Raw genomic sequence first — 17446 nt, 5'->3', positions numbered from 1 at the left:
GGCCAGCAGGAGCAGATGAGGGACGACGGCCGCCGCGAAGGCCCTCCCCCTCGTCCTGCTGGCGGTCTCCTTCACCGTCCAGGCCGCGGCGGCCGTCGTCCCTCATCTGCTCCTGCTGGCCCTGGCGACCGCGGGCGTCCTGGGCGCGGAAGCCGCCCTGCACCGGTGGCTGCCCGGCCAGGTCGCCCTGCTCGCCAAGGTGCGCGCCGACACCATGACCCGCCGCCTGACCTGCGACTTCCTGTTGCTCTTCGGGATGGCCCGGCTGCCGGGACACCAGCGCGAGGCGGTCTATCTCCCGCTCGTCCTCGGTCTGCTCCTCTGTTACGCCCTGCACTTCGCCCTCCACGCGGCGGCGATCCGGGTGCGCCAGTCACGGACCCTGCCCCTGCTCACCCGGAACATCGACGCCTCCGCGCTGCGCATCACCCCGGCGCCGCCCGCCCTGCTGACCCGCCGCCACGGGCCCCGGCTGCTGCTGTTCGGGCTGCCGGCCACCGCCGGACTGCTGGTGACCGCCGCGACCGACCGGCCCCAGTACGCCGCGACGGGCATCGCGGTGACGGCCGGCCTCGCGGCGGTGGCCCTCGGCGAACTGGTGCGGTCGCTCGTACGCCGCCGGCCCGCCGGGCCCGACGAGGTACAGGAGTGGTTCGACGCCTGGCTCGACGCCTACCGGCCCACCGTCGGCATGTACTTCTCGGGCGGCGCCTCCTCCGCGTACCAGGCGAACATGTGGCTGGAGGCGCTGGCCTCGCTCGGGGAACGGCCGGTCGTCATGGTGCGCGAGCGCTTCATGATGCAGCGCATCGGCGTCACCGACCTCCCCGTCGTCTGCCTCCCGAAGGTCGCCCAGCTGCTGCGCCTGGAGCAGTCGGCCCTCAAGGTGCTGATCCACCCGGCGAACTCCGGCAAGACGTCCCAGGTCCTGCGCATCCCGACGATCAAGCACGCCTTCGTCAACCACGGCGAGAGCGACAAGCTCTCCAGCTGCAACCCGTACGCGAAGGCGTACGACGAGGTGTGGGTCGCCGGCCCCGCCGCCCGCGAGCGCTACGCCCTGGCCGACGTCGGGGTCCGGGACGCCGATGTCGTGGAGATCGGCCGCCCGCAGCTGGCGCCGGTCGCCCCGTACGCGGGCCCGCCCTCCGGCCCGTACACGACCGTGCTCTACGCCCCCACCTGGGAGGGCTGGGACGGCAATCCCGGCAACACCTCGGTCGTCCTGGCCGGCGAGAACATCGTCCGGGAACTGCTCGCCGACCCCGGCGTCCGGCTCCTGTACAAACCGCACCCCATGACCGGCTCGGTGGACCCGCGCGCGGGCGCCGCCGACGCCCGCATCCGGGACCTGATCCACGCGGCCAACCGCGCCCGCACCGGCCCGCGCCCCGCCGCCGGGGCCGCCGAGGAGCTCGCCCGGCGCACCGCCGAGCTGGACGCCCTGACCGCGTCCGCCTTCCGCCCCGACGCGGACGACGCCGAACGAATGCTGTCCCAGGGCGCGCCGGAGGCCGGGCGGGCCGCCGCGGTCGAGGCGGGGACGGCGGCCTGGGAAGCGGCGTACTGGGCGTCCCTGCCGGCCGGGGAGCACCGGATCGTCACGGCGGCGCGGCCCGCGCTGTACTCCTGCTTCAACGCCTCGGACCTCCTGATCAGCGATGTGTCGAGCGTGATCGGCGACTACCTGGCCGGCGAGAAGCCGTACGCCGTGGCCAACACCAGCGGCCTGTCCGACGCGGTGTTCCGCGCCACCTTCCCGACGGTCTCGGCGGCGACGGTCCTCACCCCGGACGCGGCGGGCGTCCCCGCCCTCCTCGCGGCCGTGCGCGACCCCGGGGGCGACGGGCTCGCCGAGGCGCGGGCGGCCCTGAAACTCCGGCTGCTCGGCCCGTCCGACCCGCCGTCCCCGGTCCGGTTCGCTCAGGCGGTGCGGGAGCTGTGCGAGGCCGCGGACACGCACCGGCTGCGGATGACGGACCGGCTGCTCCCCGGCATACCGGCCCAGCGCAGCCCCGTCCCCGAGAGCAGGGGCCTGGACCTGGAGGCCTGAGGACGTACGAAGGGCCCGGCACCGCTCGACGGGGAGCGATGCCGGGCCCTTCGTCCGTCCCCTTACGGGTGGCGCACCTTCGTACGGCCCCTTACGGGTGGCGCAGGCGCCAGCCCTGCCAGGCGGACTCGATCATCTCGTCCACGCCGTACCGCGCCGACCAGTCCAGCTCCTCGCGGATGCGGTCGGCGGCGGCGACCACGCGGGCCGGGTCGCCGGGGCGGCGGGCGGTGACCGCGGCGGTGGTGTCCTCGTTGCCCGTGACCTTGAGGATGCGGTCGACCATCTCGCGCACCGAGCTGCCCTCGCCGCGGCCGATGTTCAGGGTGAGGTCCGTGCCGGCCGCGGCGGACTCCAGCCGGCGGGCGGCCGCGAGGTGGGCGGAGGCGATGTCCTCGACGTGGATGTAGTCGCGGATGCAGGTGCCGTCCGGGGTCGCGTAGTCGTCGCCGAAGATGCGCGGGGCCTCGCCGGCCTCCAGGCGCTCGAAGACCATCGGGATCAGGTTGAAGACCCCGGCGTCGGCCAGCTCCGGCTCGGCCGCGCCCGCCACGTTGAAGTAGCGCAGCGAGGCACAGCGCAGCCCGTGGGCCCGAGCGGCGGCGTGGATCAGCCACTCGCCGACGAGCTTGGTCTCGCCGTAGGGGCTCATCGGCGCGCACGGCGTCGTCTCGGTGACGAGATCGACGTCGGGCATGCCGTAGACGGCGGCCGAGGAGGAGAACACCAGCCGGTCGACGCCCGCGGCGACCATGCTCTCCAGCAGGACCTCCAGGCCGGTGACGTTCTCCTTGTAGTAGTAGAGGGGGCGCTCGACGGACTCGCCGACCTGCTTCTTGCCCGCGATGTGCACCACGCCGGTCACCCCGTGCTCGCGGATCGCGGCGTCGAGGGCCTGGCGGTCGAGCACGCTGCCGGTCACCAGGGGAACGCCCGCAGGCACCTTCTCCGCGCTGCCGGTCGACAGGTCGTCGAACACGACCACCCGCTGACCGCCCGCGAGCATCGCGCGCACCACGTGCGCACCGATGTACCCCGCCCCGCCCGTAACCATCCAGGTCATGTCGTGCGTCTCCTGTCAGATGCTGAACCCTGTCGGCGTTCCACCCTACGCGGACGCCCCGAGGCACCCCCCTGGGACGGCCGGGGCGATCAATTACGCTGTCCGGGTGCCGGACGCCGACCACAGTCGCACGGTCCGGCCGCGCCCCTCGTACAACCCCTGCGGACAGCCCTCTGGAACTGGTGGACGATGCCTCGACTGACACTCATCGTGCCTGCGTACAACGTGCAGGGGTACATCGGGGAGTGTCTGGACTCCGTGCTCGGGCAGGACTTCACCGACATCGAGGTCATCGGCGTCGACGACTGTTCCCCCGACGGCTCCGGCGCGATCCTCGACTCGTACGCGGCACGGGACTCCCGGCTGCGTGTGCTGCACCTCACGGAGAACGTGGGCCTGGGCCGCGCGCGCAACGCCGGTCTGGACGCGGCGACCGGTGACTACGTCCTGTTCCTGGACAGCGACGACACCCTGGCGCCGGGCTCGCTGGCGGCCGTCGCCGCGCGGCTCGACGCGACGGACGACCCGGACATCCTGGTCTACGACTACACCCGGACCTACTGGGACGGGCGGTTGCTGCGCAACAAGCGCTCCGCCCTGCTGAGCGAGGACGGCCCGGACGTCTTCTCGCTCGCGGAGCGCCCGCAGCTGCTGGATCTGCTGCAGATCGTGTGGAACAAGGCCTACCGGCGCGATTTCGTCATCCGGCACGGATTCCGTTTCCCGCCCGGTTATTACGAGGACGCCCCCTGGACGTACAGCTCGATGATCGCGGCGGAACGCATCGCGGTGCTGGACCGTTCCTGTGTGCTGTACCGGCAGCGGCGTGAGGGCGGCAACATTCTCGGTACGGTCAGCCGGAAGCATTTCGATGTCTTCGACCAGTACGACCGGGTCTTCGCCTTCCTGGACGAGCGGCCCGAACTGGATGTATGGCGTCCGGCGCTCTTCCGGAAAATGGCCGACCAATTCCTGACCGTGCTGGAGAAGCCGGGCCGGCTGCCGCGCAACGCGCGCGCCGAATTCTTCCACCGGGCGGCCGAGCACTACCGCGCGCGCCTTCCGGAGGGCTTCGAACGGCCGCCGGGCGGGCGCGGCTACAAGTACGCGCTGCTCGGCATGGACTCGTACTCCGCGTTCTACGGCCTGACCCGCGCCAACAACGTCCGCCACCGCGCCCGGCTGGGCGGGCGGGCCCGCGTCGGCCGCGCCAAGCGGGCCGCCCTCGGCATGTTCTACCGCTCGCAGCTGCGGATGCCGCTGGACGAGAACCTCGCGGTGTTCTCCGCGTACTGGGGGCGCGGCTACTCCTGCAACCCGGCGGCCATCGAGGCCGAGCTGGGCCGGCTCGCGCCGCACATACGCCGCGTCTGGGCCGTGCGCTCCGAGCACCGCGACCGGGTGCCCAAGGGCGTCGAGAAGGTGATCGTCGGCTCGCGCGAGTACTGGGCGGTCATGGCCCGCGCCACGTACCTCACCAACAACGTGAACTTCGGCGACACCATCGTGAAGCGCGAGGGGCAGATCCACCTCCAGACCCACCACGGCACCCCGCTGAAGACGATGGGGCTCGACCAGGCGCGGTACCCCGCGTCCACCGACATGGACATGGAGAAGCTGCTGCGCCGGTGCGACCGCTGGGACTACAGCCTGTCGTCCAACCGGTTCACCACCACCGTCTGGGAGCGGGTCTACCCCTGCCGGTACACCACGCTGGAGACCGGCTACCCGCGCAACGACGTGCTGGTCAACGCCACCGCGGCGGACGTCGTGCAGGCGCGTCGGGAGCTGGGCCTGGCCGACGGCACGACCGCCTTCCTGTACATGCCGACCCACCGCGAGTACGAGAAGTCCTTCGCGCCCCGGCTCGACCTGTCGAAACTGGCCGAGGACCTGGGCCCGGACGTCACCCTGCTGGTGCGCGGGCACTACTTCTACAAGCCCACCGGCCGGCTCGCCGAGCTCCAGGCCGGCGGCCGGATCATCGACGTCTCCGGCCACGGCAACGTCGAGCAGCTGTATCTCGCCTCCGACGCCCTGATCACCGACTACTCCTCGGCGATGTTCGACTACGCCAACCTGGACCGCCCGATCGTGATCCACGCGGACGACTGGGACACCTACCGGGTGGTGCGCGGCACCTACTTCGACCTCATGGCCGAACCGCCGGGCGCCGTCGCGAGGACCCAGGAGCGGCTGACCGCGATCCTGGGCTCGGACGAGTGGCGCGACGAGAAGGCGGCGGCGCTGCGCACGGCGTTCCGGAAGCGTTACTGCGACTACGACGACGGGCGGGCCGCCGAGCGCGTGGTGCGCAGGGTGTTCCTGGGCGAGGAGACCCTGCTGCCGGTCGTCCCGCTCGCCGAGCGCACCCCGGCCCCCTCCCCCGCCGAGGCGTCGGCCCGGACCTGACGGACCTCGCACGACGACCGCGGTCCCGGCCCCTTCCGGTGTACGGAGAAGGGGCCGGGACCGCGGTCGTCTCTTCGGTGAACGCCGCCCGCTCTACGCGAACGGGTCGAAGTCCTGGTACTCCTTGACGGCCTCGTCGCGCTCGGCCTCGCGCTCGCGGCGGCGCTGGGTGGCCGGACGCTGCTCCTCCAGGCGGTGGTCCTCGCCCCGGCGGCCGAGCATCTCCGCACCGGCCGACACGGTCGGCTCCCAGTCGAAGACGACCGCGTTGTCCTCGGCGCCGATGGCCACGCCGTCGCCCGCGCGGGCCCCGGCCTTGCGCAGCTCGTCCTCGACGCCCAGCCGGTTCAGCCGGTCCGCGAGGTAACCGACGGCCTCGTCGTTGTTGAAGTCGGTCTGGCGCACCCAGCGCTCCGGCTTCTCGCCGCGCACCCGGTAGATGCCGTCCTCCTCCAGGGTGACGGTGAACCCGGTGTCGTCCACGGCCTTGGGCCGGATGACGATACGGGTCGCCTCCTCCACCGGCTTGGCGGCGCGCGCCTCGGCGATGACGCCGGCCAGGGCGAAGGACAGCTCCTTGAGCCCGGTCCTGGCGACGGCCGACGCCTCGAAGACGCGGTAGCCGCGGGCCTCCAGGTCGGGACGGATCATGTCCGCGAGGTCCTGGCCGTCCGGGATGTCGATCTTGTTGAGGACGACGATGCGGGGCCGGTCCTCCAGACCCCCGTACAGCTTCAGCTCCTCCTCGATCATGTCGAGGTCGGAGACGGGGTCGCGGTCGGACTCCAGCGTCGCCGTGTCCAGTACGTGCACGAGCACCGAGCAGCGCTCGACGTGGCGCAGGAACTCCAGGCCGAGGCCCTTGCCCTGGCTGGCACCCGGGATCAGGCCCGGGACGTCGGCGATGGTGTAGACGGTGCTGCCCGCGGTGACCACGCCCAGGTTCGGGACGAGGGTCGTGAACGGGTAGTCCGCGATCTTCGGCTTGGCGGCCGACAGGACCGAGATCAGCGAGGACTTGCCGGCGCTCGGGTAGCCCACCAGGGCCACGTCGGCGACGGTCTTGAGCTCCAGGACGATGTCCCGCGCCTCGCCGGGCTCGCCGAGCAGCGCGAAGCCGGGGGCCTTGCGGCGGGCGGAGGCCAGCGCGGCGTTGCCGAGGCCGCCGCGGCCGCCCTGGCCCGCGACGAAAGCGGTGCCCTGGCCGACGAGGTCGGCGAGCACGTTGCCCCGGCGGTCGAGGACGACGGTGCCGTCCGGGACGGGCAGGACCAGGTCCTGGCCCTCCTTGCCGGTGCGGTTGTCACCCGCGCCGGGCTGGCCGTTGGTGGCCTTGCGGTGGGGGTGGTGGTGGTATTCGAGGAGCGTGGTGACGGACTGGTCGACGACCAGGGTCACATCGCCGCCGCGGCCGCCGTTGCCGCCGTCCGGGCCGCCGAGCGGCTTGAACTTCTCACGGTGAACGGAGGCACAGCCGTGGCCTCCGTTACCCGCGGCGACATGCAGTTCGACGCGGTCCACGAAGGTGGTCATGGGTGGAACCTCCAGTTGCATACCTGCGGAAAAACTTCGCTCGCCCCCGTAGGGACAACACGCGAAAGGCGGACCCACTTCCCTTCACAGGAAGTGAGGTCCGCCTCCACGTCATACCGCTCGACGAGCGCCGGGAATTCAGCCGGCGATCGGAACGATGTTCACGACCTTGCGGCCACGGTGCGTGCCGAACTCGACCGCACCGGCGGCGAGGGCGAACAGCGTGTCGTCGCCGCCACGGCCGACGCCCGTGCCCGGGTGGAAGTGGGTGCCGCGCTGGCGGACCAGGATCTCACCGGCGTTGACGGCCTGGCCGCCGAAGCGCTTCACGCCGAGCCGCTGAGCATTGGAATCGCGCCCGTTCCGGGTGGACGATGCGCCCTTCTTGTGTGCCATGTGTTCTCAGTCCCTTACTTCGCAGCCGCGGGAATGCCGGTGACCTTGATCGCCGTGTACTGCTGACGGTGACCCTGACGACGGCGGTAGCCGGTCTTGTTCTTGTAGCGAAGGATGTCGATCTTCGCGCCCTTGTGGTGGTCCACGACCTCGGCCTGGACCTTGATGCCGTCCAGCACCCACGGGTCGCTGGTCACGGCGTCGCCGTCGACAACGAGCAGGGTAGAGAGCTCTACCGTGTCGCCAACCTTGGCGGTGGAAATCTTGTCAACCTCAACGATGTCGCCGACAGCAACCTTGTGCTGGCGACCACCGCTGCGCACGATGGCGTACACGCGGATCTCACTCTCACTCGAAGCGGAAACCTCTGATGCCAGCCGCTCACACGGGTCCGGGGACCCATGACGATCCGGAGTGGACGAGCGGCCTCTCCCGTACGAGCGGGAGGTCGGTGCTCAGAGGTGTGGCGAACAAACGCCGACGGTCAAGGTTACGGGGCCCGGCACAGCCGGTCAAACCGGGCCCGGCCCCTCAGACCGCGGCGCTTCTCACGTACTCGGCGTAGGCGTCCCTGATCCCGTCCTCGGACAGGTTCAGGTGCTCCAGGATCGTGTAGCGGCCCGGCCGGGTCTTCGGCGCGAACGCCACCACCCGTACGAACTCCTCCACGTCGAAGCCCATGTCCTCGGCGGTCACCGCCAGCCCGTGGCGCCGCAGCACCTCGGTCATCCGGACGGACTCCTGGACGGCGCCGCGCAGATGCATGGCGAACGCCGCGCCGAGCCCGCACTGTTCGCCGTGGCTGGCGGCCCGCTGCGGGAAGAGCAGGTCGAAGGCGTGGTTGATCTCGTGGCAGGCGCCGGAGGCCGGGCGGCTGTCACCGGCCACCGACATGGAGATCCCGGTGAGCACCAGGCCCTCGGCCAGCACCTGGAGGAACGCGTCGTCGTCCAGGCCGCCGGGGTGGCGCAGCACGGCCTCGCCGGCCTGCCGGGCCATCGCGGCGGCCAGGCCGTCGATGTCCTCGCCGTTGACCCGGTGGGCCAGCTCCCAGTCCGCGACGGCGGAGATGTTGGAGAGCGCGTCCCCGATGCCGGACCGCACGAAGCGGGTGGGGGCCTCGCGGATGACGTCGAGGTCGATGACCACGGCGATCGGGTTCGGCACTCCGTACGAGCCGCGGCCCGCGTCGTTGTCGAGCGTCGCCACCGGGGAGCACAGGCCGTCGTGGGACAGGTTCGTCGCCACGGCGACCAGCGGCAGCCCGACGCGCGCCGCGGCGAACTTGGCGCAGTCGATGATCTTGCCGCCGCCGAGGCCCACCACGGCGTCGTACCGTTCCGACTTCATGGCCTCGGCGAGCTTGACGGCGTCGTTCAGCGTGCCGCCGCCCACCTCGAACCAGGAGGCGCCGGGCAGGCTGTCCGAGAGCCGTTCCCGCAGGGCCCGGCCGGAACCCCCGCTGATCGCGACCGCCAGCTTGCCGGAGCCGGAGATCCGCTGGTCGGCGAGGACGCCCGCCAGATCCGCGAGAGCCCCGGCCCGGATGTCGACGACGACCGGCGCGGGTATCAGCCGGGTCAGTACTGGCACGCGATCTTCCTGCCCTTGGCCAGGTCCTCGTGGTTGTCGATCTCGACCCACTTCACGTCGCCGATCGGCTCCACGTCGACCTTGAAGCCGCGGTTGACGAGCTCCTGGTAGCCGTCCTCGTAGTAGAGGTCCGGGTCGCGCTCGAACGTCGTCTTCAGCGCGTCGGCCAGCTCCTCGGCCGCCTCGCCCTCGATGAGCGTGACGCCGATGTACTCACCGGTCGCCTCGGCCGGGTCCATCAGCTTGGTGATCCGGCGGACACCCTTGCCATCCTCCACGACGACCTTCATCTCCTCGTCGGCGAGGCTCTTCACCGTGTCGAGGGCGAGGATGATCTTCTTGCCGTCGCCGCGCGCGGCAAGCAGCGTCTTCTCGACGGAGACCGGGTGCACGGTGTCGCCGTTGGCGAGGATCACGCCGTCCTTGAGGGCGTCCCGGCCGCACCACAGGGAGTAGGCGTTGTTCCACTCCTCGGCCTTGTCGTTGTCGATCAGCGTGATGCTGACGCCGTACTTGGCCTCCAGCGCCGCCTTGCGCTCGTACAGGGCCTCCTTGCGGTAGCCCACGATGATCGCGACCTCGGTCAGGCCGACCTCGGCGAAGTTGCCGAGCGTCAGGTCGACGACGGTCAGGCTCTCCTCGTCGCCCTCGGGGCCGACGGGCACCAGGGCCTTGGGGAGCGTGTCGGTGTAGGGGCGCAGACGGCGGCCGGCGCCGGCCGCCAGAATCATGCCGATCATGGGGTTCTCCTCGGTGCGGTGGTACGGGTGTCGGGGATCAGGAGTACGGGGCCCGGCGGGCGGGTCAGAGTTCCGCCGCCACATAGGCGCGCAGCCAGGTGCGGAAGTCCGGGCCCAGGTCCTCGCGCTCGCAGGCGAGACGGACGATGGCCCGCAGGTAGTCGCCGCGGTCGCCGGTGTCGTAACGGCGGCCCCGGAAGACCACGCCGTGCACCGGACCGCCGAGCTTCTCGTCGGCGGCCAGCTGCTGCAGCGCGTCGGTCAGCTGGATCTCGCCGCCCCGGCCCGGCTCCGTCTCGCGCAGTACGGCGAAGACGGCGGGGTCCAGGACGTAGCGGCCGATGACCGCCAGGTTGCTGGGGGCGTCGCCCGGCTCCGGCTTCTCGACCAGGCCGGTCACCCGGACGATGTCGCCGTCCGGTGTGCCCTCCACGGCCGCGCACCCGTAGAGGTGGCTCTGTTCGGGCGCCACCTCCATCAGCGCGACGACGCTGCCGCCCTCGCGCTCCTGGATCTCGGTCATCCGGGTGAGCAGCGGGTCGCGCGGGTCGATCAGGTCGTCGCCGAGCAGCACCGCGAAGGGTTCGTCCCCCACATGGGGCTCCGCGCACAGGACGGCGTGGCCGAGGCCGCGCGGGTCGCCCTGGCGGACGTAGTGCATGGTCGCGAGCTCGCTCGACTCCTGGACCCGGACCAGCCGCTCGGCGTCGCCCTTGCGGGTCAGCGCCGACTCCAGCTCGTAGTTCCGGTCGAAGTGGTCCTCCAGCGCCCGCTTGTTGCGCCCGGTGACCATCAGCACGTCGCTCAGCCCCGCGGCGGCGGCCTCCTCCACGACGTACTGGATCGCCGGCTTGTCGACGACCGGCAGCATCTCCTTGGGGGTCGCCTTGGTCGCCGGCAGGAACCGGGTGCCGAGCCCGGCGGCCGGTATGACGGCCTTCTGGATCTTGCGCATGTGGGGGCTTTCGTGTCGGGAGCGGGGCGGCCCGGCGCCGCGACGCGGCCGGCCGGCCCCGGAAGGGACCGGCCGGACCGCGTCACGCACGGTACGAGGGGGTCAGGCCTCGTCGGCCGTGGCCGTGACGGACGGGGCGGACTGCTCCGCGGCCACCGTCTTCTTCGCCGCCGCCTTCTTGGCCGTCGTCTTCTTCGCGGCCGTCTTCTTGGCCGCCGTCTTCTTGACGGCCGCCTTCTTCGCCGTGGCCTTCTTGGCGGTCTTGCGGGCCGCCTTCTTGGCCGGAGCCGCCTCGGCGCCGGCGTCGGCCTCCGCCTCGGGGGCCTCCACCACGACGACCGCGGCCTCCTCGGCCCCCGCCGGGGAACCGGCGGGCGCGCTGACCTTGCGGGTGGCGCGGCGCCGGACACGCGGCGGCGCGGCGGGCTCCTCGGCCGGGGCCTCGGCGTGCGACGCCTCGACGACCGGGTCCTCGGCGGCCACCGGGTCGGGGCCGGCGGCCGGCTCCTCTGCGGCGGCGGGCGCGGGCTGCTCCGCCGGGGCCGGCTCGGTCACGACCGTGTCGGCCGGGGCCGGCTCGGTCACGACCGTGTCGGCCGGGGCCGGCGAACCCGCCGGTGCGGTCGCCTTACGGGTGGCCCGGCGGCGCGTACGGCCCTGAGGCGTCTCGGCGGACACCTCGGCCACCGGCTCCGGGGCCACGACGGGCTCCGGCTCCGCGACCGGCTCGGCCACGATCTCCGCCGCCGGGGCGGGGGCGGACTTCGGGGCACCGGCCGGGGCCGATGCCTTACGGGTCGCCCGGCGCCGGCCACGGCCGCGCGAGGCGGCCGCCTCGGCCTCGGCCGCGCTGCTGTACAGCTCCTCGTCCGGAACGAACTCCGGCTCGGGCAGGGCCACCGGCGCGGCGACCTCCGCCGCCACCTCGGCCTCGGTCTCGGCCTCCGCCTCGACGGCGTGGTCGTGGTCGTGTTCGTGGTCCTGGCCGGCACCGCCGCGGCGCTTCTTGGAGCGCTTGCCGCCACCGCCGCCGCCCGTCGAGGAGGGCTGCTCCATGTGCACGATGACGCCGCGGCCGTTGCAGTGGACGCAGGTCTCGGAGAAGGACTCCAGCAGCCCCTGGCCGACCCGCTTGCGGGTCATCTGGACCAGGCCCAGCGAGGTGACCTCGGCGACCTGGTGCTTCGTACGGTCCCGGCCCAGGCACTCCAGCAGGCGCCGCAGCACCAGGTCCCGGTTGGACTCCAGCACCATGTCGATGAAGTCGACGACCACGATGCCGCCGAGGTCGCGCAGCCGCAGCTGGCGCACGATCTCCTCGGCCGCCTCCAGGTTGTTCTTGGTGACGGTCTCCTCCAGGTTGCCGCCCTGGCCGGTGAACTTGCCGGTGTTGACGTCGACGACGACCATCGCCTCGGTCTTGTCGATCACCAGCGAGCCGCCGCTCGGCAGGTAGACCTTGCGGTCCAGCGCCTTCATGAGCTGCTCGTCGATCCGGTACGTCGCGAAGATGTCGACCTCGGAGGTCCACCGCGACAGCCGGTCCGTCAGGTCGGGCGCCACGTGCGAGACGTAACCGTGGATGGTCTCCCACGCGTCGTCGCCGCTGACGATGACCTTGGAGAAGTCCTCGTTGAAGATGTCCCGGACGACCCGGACGGTCATGTCCGGCTCGCCGTACAGGAGCGTCGGCGCGTTGGAGCTGCCGGTGCTCTTCGACTTCTTCCGGATCTCTTCCCACTGGCCCTGCAGCCGCTCGACGTCGCGGCGCAGCTCGTCCTCGCTCGCGCCCTCGGCGGCGGTACGCACGATGACGCCCGCGTCCTCGGGAACGATCTTCTTGAGGATGGTCTTCAGCCGGGCGCGCTCGGTGTCGGGCAGCTTGCGGCTGATCCCCGTCATCGAGCCCTCGGGGACGTAGACCAGGTAACGGCCGGGCAGCGAGACCTGGCTGGTCAGGCGGGCGCCCTTGTGGCCGATCGGGTCCTTGGTGACCTGGACCAGGACGGACTGGCCGGACTTGAGCGCGGTCTCGATACGGCGCGGCCCGTGGGCCATGCCGAGCGCCTCGAAGTTGACCTCGCCCGCGTACAGCACGGCGTTGCGGCCCTTGCCGATGTCGACGAACGCGGCCTCCATGGACGGCAGCACGTTCTGGACCTTGCCCAGGTAGACGTTGCCGACGTAGCTGGTGGCCTGCTCCTTGTTGACGTAGTGCTCGACGAGCACGTTGTCCTCGAGGACGCCGATCTGGGTGCGCTCGCCGCTCTGGCGGACGACCATGACGCGCTCGACGGCCTCGCGGCGCGCCAGGAACTCCGCCTCGGTGATGATCGGCACCCGGCGGCGGCCCTGCTCGCGGCCTTCGCGGCGGCGCTGCTTCTTGGCCTCCATACGGGTCGAGCCCTTGATGGACTGGACCTCGTCGAAGCCGGTGCCGGGCTCCCGCTCCTCCTTCTTGCGGGGCTCACGGACCTTGACGACCGTGCGCTCCGGGTCGTCCGAGCCGTTCTCGGCCTCGGACGCGGCGTCACCGCTGCGACGACGGCGGCGACGGCGACGGCGGCTGCTGCTCGTGCCGGAGGCGGACTCGTGCTCGTCCTGCTCCTCGTCGCCCTCGTCCTCGGGCTCCTGGGCGGCCTCGTGCTCGTCCTCGGCGTGGCCGGCCTCGTCCGCGTGCTGCGGCTCGGCGGACTCGTCCTCGGCGGCCTCGCCCCGGCGGCGGCGACGGCCGCCCCGGCGACGGCGGCGCGACGGGCGGTCGCCGTACTCGTCGGAGTCGTCGCCGTCCTGCTCGGCGTCGGCGGCGGCCTCCGGCTCCTGCTCGTCCTCGGCCTGCTCCGGGGCGGCGGCCACCGGCTCGGCGGTCTCCGCCTCGGCGGCCTCACCACGACGGCGGCGACGGCGCCGCGAGCCAACCTGCGACGCGGCCTCGGAGGCGGCCTCGGCGGGCGCGGCCTCGGCGGTCCGCTCCTGGACCGGGGTGATCTCGTCCTCGGGCTCCTCCTCGTGGGAGGCGGCAGCCGCGGCGGCCGCCGCGGTCTCCGGGGTCTGGAACATCGGCTCGGCGAAGACCGGCGCCTGGAAGACGGCGACGGCCGGGCGCGTCGCCCGACGGCTGCGGCGCGCGGGCTCCTCCGCCTTGGCGGTGAACTCGGGGCGGCCGGCGGCAGAGGTGGCCCGGCGGCGCTGACGGCCGCGCGGGGCGGCCTCCTCGACCTCGACGGGCTCGGCGGCGAGCTCCTCCACGGCGGCCTCGGGCAGGCTCTCGCCGGTCTGGACCTCGGCCGGCTGCTCGTCGGCGGGCTTCGGCGCACCGGCCGGGGACGTCGCCTTGCGGGTCGCGCGGCGGCGGCCACGCGGCGCCTCGACGGGCGCCTCGGCGGGCGCCTCCTCGGTCTCCGCCGGCTGCTCGTCCTCATCGGTGACCTCGTCGACGGGCTGCGCGGCGGCGGCCTGCGGGGCACCGGCCGGGGCGGAGGCCCTGCGGCGGGTGCGGCCGCGCGGGGCCTCGGCGGGCTCGGCTGCGGGCTCGGCAGCGGCCGGCTCGGGGGTCTGCGCGACCTCCGCCACGATCTCCACGGGCTCGGCGGCCTTCGGCGCACCGGCCGGGGACGTGGCCTTGCGCACCGCGCGACGACGCGGGCGGGCCGGGGCAGCGGAATCGGCTGCCGGTTCGGGGCTCTCCGCCACGGGGGCCTCCTCGACGATCTCGACCGGCTCGGCGGCCTTCGGCGCACCGGCGGGGGACGTGGCCTTGCGGACGGCACGGCGGCGGGCGCGCGGCGCCTCGGGCTCGGCGGCCGGCTCGGGGGTCTCGGCCACGGGGGCCTCCTCGACGATCTCGACCGGCTCGGCCGCCTTCGGCGCACCGGTGGGCGACGTGGCCTTGCGGACCGCGCGGCGGCGGGCGCGCGGGGCCTCGGCGGCGGGCTCCGCCACGGGCTCGTCCGCGACCGGCTCGGGGGCGGGGGCGGGCGCGGCGCTCTCGGCCGGCTCGGCGGCCTGCGGGGCGCCGGCCGGGGCGGTGGCCTTGCGGACCGCGCGGCGGCGCGGGCGGGCCGGGGCGGCGGTGTCGGCGGCGGGCTCGGCGGCCTGCGGGGACTCTGCGGCGTCAACGGCCGGTATGGCCGAGGCGTCGGCGGCGGCCCGGTCGCCCGTGGACGGCGGGCCGGCGGGGCGGGAAGCGGCGCGGCGCCTGCGGCGCGGCGGCAGCTTGTCCCCGGGGGTGTTGTTGTCTTCTGCGTTTCCGGCGGTGCCGGATTCGTTCGGCTGAGGCATGCGGGCGTTTCTCCCGTCGCGCTCCCGGGCGCCGCACCTGGTTCCGGTCCGGCTCGGTCCGCGTGGTGGCCGCGGCACCGCCGTCCGGGGCGCGGGCGCCGCACGGGAGCTGAATGTCTGGCTCGCCGGTTCCGTACGCGGTCTGCGCACGGCCTGGCGAAAGTCTTATGGGTCAGTGCGCGGCCCGGCCCAGGTGGCTCCCGAGCGCGAGGGCTGCGCTACAACGACCGCCTTACGCGGAACCTGCACCTTCCGGCGCCGTCGCGACGGCGGTCCCGGTGGCCGTGGTTGATGCGGCCGGGGCTGCCTCGCGGTCGGGCGCGAGCGGGTCGGTCACCGTGCCGGACTCCTCGTCGAAGAGCCCCTGCGCCAGCCTGGTCACCGCTGCGGGGACCGGCGGCGCCAGGTCGGCCACAACGCGGAGACCGGACAGGACGTCGTCAGGCCGTACGGCAGGTGTCACGTGCCGAACAACCAGGCGCAGTATCGCACAGGCCCTGTCACCGGACCTATCAGGCGGAAGATCAAGGGTCTGGAGGTCGACCACGGCGGAACGGGCGTCGAAGGTCCGCATGCCGTTCTTCGTACGGCGCTCGACCTCGACGGTCTCGGCCGCGTTGAACGCCGACACCGCCTTCTCCGCGTCCTCGGGGGTCACCCCGTCGAGGCGGATCTCCCAGACGGAGGCGGTCAGCCGGTCGGCGAGACCCGAGGTGCGGGCCTCGACGGCGTCCGTGATGTCCAGGCCGTCCGGCATCGAGTCGTTGAGCAGCTCACGCAGGACGCCCGGGTCGCGGGCCTCGGTGAGGGCGATCTCCAGGAACTCGGCCTCGCTGCCCGTACCGGTGGGGGCGGCGTTGGCGTACGACACCTTGGGGTGGGGGGTGAAGCCCGCCGAGTAGGCCATGGGCACCTGGGAGCGGCGCAGCGCCCGCTCGAAGGCACGCTGGAAGTCACGGTGGCTGGTGAACCGGAGGCGGCCGCGCTTGGTGTAGCGCAGTCGGATGCGCTGCACCGCCGGTGCGGGCGGCGGGCCTTCGGGCTGTCGCTTGCCCAGTGGTTCTTCTCCTCGGTGCGGGGCGGGCGCGGTGGCGCGCCGCCCACGAAATACGGGTGGCCCGGGGGCCCGGACCGGCTCACCCCTGCGGTGCGGATTTCTCCGGAAGCGGGGCGAACTCGGGTACGGGCGCCGCGCTGGGCACGGTCGTTGCACTACCCAGAGTACGCGCAAGGGGGCTTCCGAGTTCCCCGGGCTCGGAAGGGGCGGGCCCGCCGACCAGTGCGCGCCAGGCGTCGCGCCTGGCGCGGCGGATCGTCTCGCGGGCCGTGCGCAGCGTCTGGCGGGCCGTGCGGCCCACCGCCCGCAGCCCCCGCCCGACGGGCGCGAGGACGGCGTCCCGTACGAAACGGCCGACCGGAACACACACTGTGCGGTACGCCCAGCGCACCGGCGCGGCGATCAGGTTCCGGGCGAGCCAGGCGAGCGCGCGGCCGACCGCACGGGAGACGAATCCGGCGACGCGCCAGGCGATGCCGAGCGCGGCGGCAATCTCCCGGCCCACCGGAACCAGGACGTGCCGGTACATCCAGACGACGGGCACCACGAGCAGCGTGACGACGAGCCACCGCAGGGCGATGCCCAGCCCCCGGAAGAACGCCTCGATCCCCCGGATCAGCAGATCCAGCGCCCAGGCGATGCCGTGGCCCACCGGGGTGAGCACGTTCCGGTACGTCCACACGAGCGGGACCACGACCAGGTACCGGACCAGCCAGGCCGCGGCCAGCCCGACGGGCACCAGGACGTACCGCCACAGCAGCACCACCGGCACCACGAACACCGCGGTGAGCAACCACTTCAGGCCAGTGCCCACCCACCGCGCCACCGGCACCAGCACCTCGCGGTACATCCACCGCAGCCCGTGTCCGAGCGGGGTGAGCAGGTGCGCGTACGCCCATTGGAGCGGCAGCACGATCGCGTACCGCACCCCCGGCACCACGACGTAGCGCCAGAGCGCGACCCAGGGCCAGACGAACACCGCCCGCGCCAGCCACACCAGCGCGTGTCCCAGCGGGACGCAGACGTACCGCCACAGCCACCCCGCCGGGGTCACCACCAGCACGTCGAACAGCCAGGCCAGGGCGCGGCCGAGCGGCCGGAACAGCACGCGTTCGGCGGCGCGCACGGTGACGACGAGGGCGTCCCACAGCATCCGGACCGGCAGGACGACGAGGAACACCACGATCCGTACCGGGATCCGGATCACCGTGGTGAGGCAGCCGTCACCGCCCTCGTAGTGCGCGGGCGCCTGATGGGCGCCGTACTCCGGCCGTACGGGCGCCCGGTGCTTTCCCTGTTCCATGCACCACATGACGCGAAGGCCCGGCCCGGGGTTTCCCCGGACCGGGCCTCGTCACCGAGC

The 17446-nt window shown here is 73.0% G+C and carries 12 protein-coding genes; 2 read left to right on the top strand and 10 right to left on the bottom strand.

Features of this window, described 5'->3' with window-relative positions; translation table 11 throughout:
- The first annotated feature begins 55 nt into the window (after positions 1 to 55).
- Positions 56 to 2053 (top strand): hypothetical protein, encoded by a 1998-nt coding sequence (locus tag EAO73_RS17710; protein ID WP_147972517.1) that lies wholly within the window; start codon positions 56 to 58, stop codon positions 2051 to 2053.
- Positions 2054 to 2144: 91 nt separating this feature from the next.
- Here EAO73_RS17710 and galE read toward each other — a convergent pair whose 3' ends face one another.
- The gene (gene galE, locus EAO73_RS17705; protein ID WP_147972516.1) at positions 2145 to 3116 is read right to left on the bottom strand and encodes a UDP-glucose 4-epimerase GalE; all 972 of its coding nucleotides are present in this window, start codon (positions 3114 to 3116) and stop codon (positions 2145 to 2147) included.
- A gap of 189 nt (positions 3117 to 3305) precedes the next feature.
- Here galE and EAO73_RS17700 point away from each other — a divergent pair, with 189 nt between their 5' ends.
- Positions 3306 to 5528: a bifunctional glycosyltransferase/CDP-glycerol:glycerophosphate glycerophosphotransferase gene (locus EAO73_RS17700; RefSeq protein ID WP_147972515.1), complete on the top strand. Its 2223-nt coding sequence runs from the start codon at positions 3306 to 3308 to the stop codon at positions 5526 to 5528.
- A 93-nt stretch (positions 5529 to 5621) separates the two neighbouring features.
- Here the strand turns inward: EAO73_RS17700 and obgE are convergent, their stop codons facing one another.
- The 9 genes from obgE to EAO73_RS17655 all read right to left on the bottom strand — a co-directional run bounded on the left by obgE (position 5622) and on the right by EAO73_RS17655 (position 17386).
- Positions 5622 to 7061, bottom strand: a complete 1440-nt coding sequence (gene obgE, locus EAO73_RS17695) for a GTPase ObgE (protein ID WP_147972514.1) — start codon at positions 7059 to 7061, stop codon at positions 5622 to 5624.
- A gap of 138 nt (positions 7062 to 7199) precedes the next feature.
- Positions 7200 to 7457: a 50S ribosomal protein L27 gene (gene rpmA, locus EAO73_RS17690; RefSeq protein WP_018103204.1), complete on the bottom strand. Its 258-nt coding sequence runs from the start codon at positions 7455 to 7457 to the stop codon at positions 7200 to 7202.
- Between the two features lie 14 nt (positions 7458 to 7471).
- Complete coding sequence (rplU, locus tag EAO73_RS17685) at positions 7472 to 7792, bottom strand: 50S ribosomal protein L21 (protein ID WP_014045903.1); 321 nt, start codon at positions 7790 to 7792, stop codon at positions 7472 to 7474.
- 196 nt (positions 7793 to 7988) lie between these two features.
- Positions 7989 to 9050 (bottom strand): iron-containing alcohol dehydrogenase family protein, encoded by a 1062-nt coding sequence (locus tag EAO73_RS17680; RefSeq protein ID WP_147972513.1) that lies wholly within the window; start codon positions 9048 to 9050, stop codon positions 7989 to 7991.
- Positions 9038 to 9790 carry a sugar phosphate nucleotidyltransferase gene (locus tag EAO73_RS17675; RefSeq protein WP_147972512.1) on the bottom strand — a complete coding sequence of 251 codons (753 nt, stop codon included), beginning with the start codon at positions 9788 to 9790 and terminating at the stop codon, positions 9038 to 9040. The genes EAO73_RS17680 and EAO73_RS17675 overlap by 13 nt, the downstream gene beginning before the upstream one ends.
- A 64-nt stretch (positions 9791 to 9854) precedes the next feature.
- Positions 9855 to 10745, bottom strand: a complete 891-nt coding sequence (galU, locus tag EAO73_RS17670) for a UTP--glucose-1-phosphate uridylyltransferase GalU (RefSeq protein WP_147972511.1) — start codon at positions 10743 to 10745, stop codon at positions 9855 to 9857.
- Between the two features lie 102 nt (positions 10746 to 10847).
- Positions 10848 to 15026 carry an Rne/Rng family ribonuclease gene (locus tag EAO73_RS17665; RefSeq protein WP_147972510.1) on the bottom strand — a complete coding sequence of 1393 codons (4179 nt, stop codon included), beginning with the start codon at positions 15024 to 15026 and terminating at the stop codon, positions 10848 to 10850.
- 232 nt (positions 15027 to 15258) lie between these two features.
- A complete protein-coding gene (locus EAO73_RS17660; RefSeq protein ID WP_147972509.1) occupies positions 15259 to 16041 on the bottom strand; it encodes a TIGR03936 family radical SAM-associated protein in 783 nt (260 codons plus the stop codon).
- Between the two features lie 121 nt (positions 16042 to 16162).
- A complete protein-coding gene (locus EAO73_RS17655; protein WP_147972508.1) occupies positions 16163 to 17386 on the bottom strand; it encodes a hypothetical protein in 1224 nt (407 codons plus the stop codon).
- Positions 17387 to 17446: the final 60 nt, after the last annotated feature.

This window comes from Streptomyces sp. col6, assembly GCF_008042035.1.
GTDB lineage: Bacteria > Actinomycetota > Actinomycetes > Streptomycetales > Streptomycetaceae > Streptomyces.
Note: the sequence above shows the minus strand (reverse complement) of the source record. Positions and strands in the feature narration are given on the sequence as shown.

What these genes read in the sequence shown, in the direction of transcription:
- rpmA (WP_018103204.1), bottom strand. Translation starts at nt 7,457, where the DNA reads ATGGCACACAAGAAGGGCGCATCGTCCACCCGGAACGGGCGCGATTCC.
- obgE (WP_147972514.1), bottom strand. Translation starts at nt 7,061, where the DNA reads ATGACCACCTTCGTGGACCGCGTCGAACTGCATGTCGCCGCGGGTAAC.
- galU (WP_147972511.1), bottom strand. Translation starts at nt 10,745, where the DNA reads ATGCGCAAGATCCAGAAGGCCGTCATACCGGCCGCCGGGCTCGGCACC.
- EAO73_RS17675 (WP_147972512.1), bottom strand. Translation starts at nt 9,790, where the DNA reads ATGATCGGCATGATTCTGGCGGCCGGCGCCGGCCGCCGTCTGCGCCCC.
- EAO73_RS17665 (WP_147972510.1), bottom strand. Translation starts at nt 15,026, where the DNA reads ATGCCTCAGCCGAACGAATCCGGCACCGCCGGAAACGCAGAAGACAAC.
- EAO73_RS17655 (WP_147972508.1), bottom strand. Translation starts at nt 17,386, where the DNA reads ATGGAACAGGGAAAGCACCGGGCGCCCGTACGGCCGGAGTACGGCGCC.
- EAO73_RS17700 (WP_147972515.1), top strand. Translation starts at nt 3,306, where the DNA reads ATGCCTCGACTGACACTCATCGTGCCTGCGTACAACGTGCAGGGGTAC.
- galE (WP_147972516.1), bottom strand. Translation starts at nt 3,116, where the DNA reads ATGACCTGGATGGTTACGGGCGGGGCGGGGTACATCGGTGCGCACGTG.